Genomic DNA, 6,224 nt, shown 5'->3' with positions numbered 1-6,224 from the left:
CCCACCCCCAACGCGTGACGAGCGTCTCCCCACCCCCACCCTGGACGCTCCTCGATACTCGCCGGTATCTTGGGCTGAGCAAGCGCTTAGACATGCGGAGTCCTGGAGGTGGCGGCGTGCGCCGTACGGTGTTCAACGAGGATCACGAGGCGTTCCGGGAGACCCTTCGCGCCTTCATCGAGGCCGAGGTCGTACCCGTGTACGACGAGTGGTTCGCGGCGGGCCAGGCGCCCCGCGACTTCTACTACAAGCTCGGTGAGCTGGGCATCTTCGGCATCAACGTGCCCGAGGAGTTCGGCGGTGCGGGCCTGGAGAGCCACAAGTTCGAGGCCGTGCTGTACGAGGAGACCGCTCGTGCGGGCGTCGCCTTCGGCGGTTCCGGTGTGCACGTGCTGCTCGCCCTGCCCTACATCAAGATGCTCGCCAACGACGAGCAGAAGAAGCGGTTCCTGCCGAAGTTCGTCTCCGGCGAGGAGATGTGGGCCATCGCGATGACGGAGCCGGGCACCGGTTCCGACCTCGCGGGCATGAAGTCCACCGCCAAGCTGAGCGAGGACGGCACGCACTACGTCCTCAACGGCGCCAAGACCTTCATCACCGGCGGCGTCCACGCCGACCGCATGATCGTCTGCGCCCGCACCTCCGCCCCGACCGCCGAGGACCGCCGCCACGGCATCTCCCTCTTCGCCGTGGACACCAAGTCCGAGGGCTACTCCGTCGGCCGCAAGCTCGACAAGCTCGGCCTGAAGACCTCCGACACCGCCGAGCTGGCGTTCGTGGACGTCAAGGTCCCCGTCGAGGACCTCCTCGGCGAGGAGAACAAGGGCTTCTACTACCTCGGTCACAACCTGGCCTCCGAGCGCTGGGGCATCGCCTTCGGCGCCTACGCCCAGGCCAAGGCCGCCGTGCGGTTCGCCAAGCAGTACGTCCAGGACCGCACCGTCTTCGGCAAGACGGTCGCGTCCTTCCAGAACACCAAGTTCGAGCTGGCCGCCTGCCAGGCCGAGGTGGACGCCGCCGAGGCCGTCGCCGACCGCGCGACCGAGGCCCTCGACGCCGGTGAGCTCACCCCCGCCGAGGCCGCCTCCGCGAAGCTGTTCTGCACCGAGGTCGCCCACCGCGTCATCGACCGCTGCCTCCAGCTGCACGGCGGCTACGGCTTCATGAACGAGTACCCCATCGCCCGCCTGTACGCGGACAATCGCGTCAACCGCATCTACGGCGGCACCAGCGAGATCATGAAGTCGATCATCGCGAAGAACATGGGCCTGTAAGCCGACCGAAATCAACTGGCCGGTACAACAGTTGCCATGAGCAATGCACTCCAGAGCCTCCTCGATCTGCTCGACCTCGAGCAGATCGAGGAGGACATCTTCCGCGGCCGGTCCCGGTCCGCCGTCGTCCCCCGGGTCTTCGGCGGGCAGGTCGCGGCCCAGGCGCTGGTCGCCGCCGGGCGCACCGTCCCCGAGGACCGGCCCGCGCACTCGCTGCACGCGTACTTCCTGCGCCCCGGCGACCCCGGCGCGCCCATCGTCTACACGGTCGACCGGATCCGCGACGGCCGCTCCTTCACCACCCGCCGGGTGGTCGCCGTCCAGCACGGCAAGCCGATCTTCCATCTCTCGGCGTCCTTCCAGACGTACGAGGACGGGCTGGATCACCAGGAGCCGATGCCCGCCTCTCCCGACCCCGAGAGCCTCCCGACCGGTGCGGAGCGGCTGCGCGAGTACCGGCACCTCGACCCCGTCGTGGTGGAGAAGTTCCTCGAGGCCCGGGCCGCGGTCGATCTCCGGTACGCCGACGAGCCGCCCTACGGCCGGTTCGGCGAGCCGCGCGAGCCGCACTCGCAGGTGTGGTTCCGCACCAACGGCAAGCTGGCGGACGATCCGCTGCTGCACGTCGTCCTCGCCACCTACGTCTCCGACATGACGCTGCTCGACTCCGTGCTGCTCGCGCACGGGCGCGGTGGCTGGGCCGTCGGGGACGTCGTCGGGGCCTCGCTCGACCACGCGATGTGGTTCCACCGGCCGTTTCGCGCCGACGAGTGGCTGCTGTACGACCAGGAGTCCCCGTCCGCGTACGGCGGCCGGGGACTGGGACAGGCGCGGATCTACACGCAGGACGGGCGGCTGGCCATCACCGTGATCCAGGAGGGCGTGGTCCGGGTCCCGCGCGAGCGGGGCACCGGCTGAGGCCCGCCAGCGGTCGGCGTCCCGCACGGACGGGGCCCTAGCTGAGGCCCGCCTCCGCGAGGAGGTACGCCGTCATCGGGTCGTAGTGGCGGGGGCTGACCACGTGGTCGTCGAGGGGAACCGTCACCTGCACGGTGCCCTCGGCCTCGGCGATGAACAGGGCCGGGTCGTTGCAGTCGGCGTAGCCGACGGAGTCCACGCCGTGCTGTCCCGCGTAGCCGGCCCAGCCGTGGTCGGCGACGACCAGGTCGGGCAGCGGGCGGCCCGCGCGCTCCAGGGCCGTCAGGATCGCCTTCATCGGTTCGCCCGAGTGGGTGTGCCACAGGGTGGCGCCGTGCTCCAGGACCGCTACGTCCGCGAACTGCATGACGTAGCCCTCCTCGGTCGTCAGCCCGTCCGGGATGACGACGATCTCGCAGCCGGCCGCGCGCAGCGCCGCCGCGGTCGCGCGGTGCACGTCGAGGAGGCCGCCGGGGTGGCCGGTGGCGAAGAGGACGCGCTGCTGCCCGTCCGCCGCCTTGCGCAGCCGCCCGGCCATCCGCTCCAGGCCGTCGACGGTCAGCTCCGGGTCGATGGTGTCCTGGCCGTACCGGTATTCGGGGTCGTCGTTCACGCCGACCCGCTCCGCCATCACCGCGAGGACGTCCTGCTCGTCGTTCCACCGGTCGCCGAGTTCCAGCCCGAGCCAGTAGTGGCGGTCGCTGTTCGCCAGCTTGCGGTAGTGGGAGAGGTTGTTCTCGCGGGGGGTGGCGACGTCGCCCGCGATGCGCGTCCTGACGAGGTGTTCGACGAGTTCGGCGCGGCTGGGTGTCCCGGGTATCGGCATGGCATCCATTGTGAGGCAGCCGACAGGGGGGCGTCCCTGGCGTATCGAGCGCTGGGACGTGCGTCACGTACTCGGCGGGACCCCGCTCACATGCTCAGTGGGACCCCCGCTCACGTACTCAGACGTGCCGCAGCGCGAACCAGAGTTCCATCCGTACGTCCGGGTCGTCGAGGTCCGTCTCCAGCAGGGCCGCGCAGCGGGCGACGCGCTGGCGCACGGTGTTGCGGTGCACGGACAGGGCGACGGCCGTGCGGTCCCAGCTGCCGTGCAGTGACAGCCAGGTGCGCAGGGTCTCGGTGAGCGCGGGGTGGGCCGTGACGGGGGTGAGGACGGCGCGGGCGTGGGCCGCCGCCTCCCCGGCCGGGACCAGGTCCGCCAGGGCGGGGCGCGCGCTGTGGCGCAGCAGCGCGGAGCGGGTGGCGCGGGCCCGGGCCAGGGCGCGGGCGGCCTGGGTGTCGGCGGCGGGCCAGTCGTGCGGGGCGACGGCGGCGCTGACGCCCAGGGTCCAGCCCGGTAGCGGGTCCGGTGCCCGGCCGGCTGGGACCAGGGCCCGCACGACGTCGCCCGCCGCGTCGACCAGGGCGGATCCGAGCGCGGCGCCCAGCGCGGAGGCCGCGACGAGGTCGGGGGCGCCGTCCCCGTCCGGCCGGGCGTGCACCACGAGCCACGGCCCGTCGCCCAGCAACCCCGCGACCTCCTCGGGCGGCGCGCCCAGCAGCAGCCGCACCAGCGCGGAGGACCGGGCGGCTCCGGTACCGCTCTGCTGTTCGCCGGTGAGCAGTGTCAGCAGCACGGCCGCGACGGAGGCGACGGTGTGGTCGCCGGGGGCACGCCGGTGGGCGGCGACCCCGAGCACGAAGCCGTGCCCGGTGCCCAGACTGTAGGCGGCGAGGTGGACCCCGGCGGCGGAGTCGGTGGCCGAGGCGGGAGCGGCGCGCTCACCCGGGCCGCCGGCCGGCCGTACCACCTGGGCCAGCCGCGCCAGAGCCGCACGCACCTCGCCCCCGGGCTCCCGGCCCGCCCCCGCGATCTCCGCCCCCTCCGGCCCGTACAGCGCCGCCCACCCGCCCAGCCGCTGTGCCAGCTGACGAAGCACCGAGGGGACCGGGTCGGGGCGGGACGCGGCGGCGGCGAGGCTCTGCTGGGCCTCGGTCACGCGGCGCAGTTCGGCCAGGCGGGCCTCGGCCATGAGCTGCCAGACCGCCCGGGCCACGCCCGAGAAGGTGGTGCGGGGCGGCACCTCCAGCAGTGGCAGGCCGTGCGCGCCGCAGGCCGCGACCAGGGCCTCCGGCACGGTGTCGTGCACCGGTGCCACCCCGAAGCCGAGTGCCGCGCCGCCCGCCGCGACGATCCGGGAGACGTAGCCGTCGAAGTAGGAGGTCCCCGAGTCGGCCGCCCCGGGGATGTGCACACCGGCGCTGAGCAGCAGCTCACCGCCCAGCAGATACGGATACGGGTCCGCCATCTCCGAGGTGTGCACCCAGTGCAGGACGACCGCCTCGGCGGGCGGCCCGGCGAGCTGCCGCAGGCCCAGGTCCTCGCGGGCCAGCAGCGCGGTCAGCGGGACGGGTGGGGTGGGCGGAACCGCCGGGTCCGGCATGATGTGCGTTCCCTCCATTCCGCACCGGCACGAATGGATGAAACGTACACTTCGCAGTCTCTTTCCGGCCACCTAAGGTCGGTCCTCGTCACCCGCCGGCGACACCGACCGAAGGAGGCCCTCATGGCCGTCGACTACGCCGTCATCGTCGTGTACCTGGCCGGCATGCTGGCCATGGGCTGGTGGGGCATGCGCCGCGCCCGCTCCAAGAGCGAGTTCCTCGTGGCCGGCCGCCGCCTCGGCCCCGCCATGTACTCCGGCACCATGGCGGCGATCGTCCTCGGCGGCGCCTCCACCATCGGCGGTGTGGGCCTGGGCTACCAGTACGGCCTGTCCGGCGCCTGGATGGTCTTCACCATCGGCCTCGGCCTGCTCGCCCTGTCCGTCTTCTTCTCCGCCCGCATCGCCCGGCTGAAGGTCTACACCGTCTCCGAGATGCTCGACCTGCGCTACGGCGGTGGCCGTGCCGGCGTCATCTCGGGTGTCGTGATGTGGGCCTACACGCTGATGCTCGCGGTCACCTCGACCATCGCCTACGCCACGATCTTCGACGTGCTGTTCGACATGAACCGCACGGTCGCGATCGTCCTCGGCGGTTCCATCGTCGTCGCGTACTCCACCCTCGGCGGCATGTGGTCGATCACCCTGACCGACATGGTGCAGTTCGTCGTGAAGACGATCGGGGTGCTGCTCCTGCTGCTGCCCATCGCCGTCGTGAAGGCCGGCGGGTTCGGCGAGATGAAGGCGCAGCTGCCCACCGAGTACTTCGACCCGCTGGGCATCGGCGGCGAGACGATCTTCACCTACGTGCTGATCTACACCTTCGGCATGCTCATCGGGCAGGACATCTGGCAGCGCGTCTTCACCGCCCGCAGCGACCGCACCGCCAAGTGGGGCGGAACCGTCGCCGGCACCTACTGCCTCGCCTACGCCCTCGCCGGTGCCGTGATCGGGACGGCGGCCAAGGTGCTGTACCCGAAGCTCGGCAGCCCCGACGACGCCTTCGCGACCATCGTCAAGGACGAACTGCCCGTCGGCGTACGCGGACTGGTGCTGGCCGCCGCCCTCGCCGCCGTCATGTCGACCTCCTCCGGCGCACTGATCGCCTGCGCCACCGTCGCCAACAACGACATCTGGTCCCGGCTGCGGGGCCTCGGCAAGGCTCCGGCCGAGAACGCGGACGACCACGACGAGGTGAAGGGCAACCGGGCCTTCATCCTGCTGATGGGCCTCGCGGTCATCGCCACGGCCATCGCGATCGACAACGTCGTGGAGGCCCTGACCGTCGCCTACAACCTCCTCGTCGGCGGGCTGCTCGTGCCGATCCTCGGCGGCCTGGTCTGGAAGCGCGGCACGGTGTACGGAGCCCTCGCCTCCGTCGTGGCCGGCGGGCTCGCGGTCATCGTGCTGATGGCGACCTACGGCATCCTCGCCAACGAGCCCGTCTACTACGGCCTGCTCGCCTCCCTCGCCGCCTACCTGGCCGTCTCCCTGGTCACCCCGGCCACCGACACCGCCGTCCTCACCGCCTGGCGCGAGCGGCTCGCGGGCCGCTCTCCCGAACTCGCGTCCGAACCGGCCGCGGCTCCCCGGTAAGGTCGTAAGG

Annotated in this window: 5 protein-coding genes; 3 read left to right on the top strand and 2 right to left on the bottom strand. The window is 72.0% G+C overall.

Annotation, left to right across the window (positions count from 1 at the left end; genetic code table 11):
• Positions 1–116: 116 nt before the first annotated feature.
• On the top strand, positions 117–1,274 hold the full coding sequence (locus ADK65_RS29475) for an acyl-CoA dehydrogenase family protein (RefSeq protein WP_053674038.1): 1,158 nt from the start codon (positions 117–119) through the stop codon (positions 1,272–1,274).
• Between the two features lie 36 nt (positions 1,275–1,310).
• Positions 1,311–2,192, top strand: a complete 882-nt coding sequence (gene tesB / locus ADK65_RS29470) for an acyl-CoA thioesterase II (RefSeq protein WP_053674037.1) — start codon at positions 1,311–1,313, stop codon at positions 2,190–2,192.
• A gap of 37 nt (positions 2,193–2,229) precedes the next feature.
• Here tesB and ADK65_RS29465 read toward each other — a convergent pair whose 3' ends face one another.
• Together ADK65_RS29465 and ADK65_RS29460 are read right to left on the bottom strand one after the other, a co-directional pair.
• A complete protein-coding gene (locus tag ADK65_RS29465) occupies positions 2,230–3,018 on the bottom strand; it encodes a phosphatase (RefSeq protein ID WP_053674036.1) in 789 nt (262 codons plus the stop codon).
• Between the two features lie 118 nt (positions 3,019–3,136).
• Entirely contained in the window at positions 3,137–4,618 is a 1,482-nt protein-coding gene (locus ADK65_RS29460; RefSeq protein WP_199825727.1) for a PucR family transcriptional regulator, read from the bottom strand.
• Positions 4,619–4,741: 123 nt separating this feature from the next.
• Between ADK65_RS29460 and ADK65_RS29455 the strand changes: the two genes are divergently transcribed.
• The gene (locus tag ADK65_RS29455; protein ID WP_053674034.1) at positions 4,742–6,214 is read left to right on the top strand and encodes a sodium:solute symporter; all 1,473 of its coding nucleotides are present in this window, start codon (positions 4,742–4,744) and stop codon (positions 6,212–6,214) included.
• Positions 6,215–6,224: the final 10 nt, after the last annotated feature.

The organism is Streptomyces sp. NRRL B-1140 (assembly GCF_001280065.1).
In the GTDB taxonomy this organism is placed as follows: Bacteria; Actinomycetota; Actinomycetes; order Streptomycetales; family Streptomycetaceae; genus Streptomyces.
This window is presented reverse-complemented; position numbering and strand designations above follow the sequence as displayed.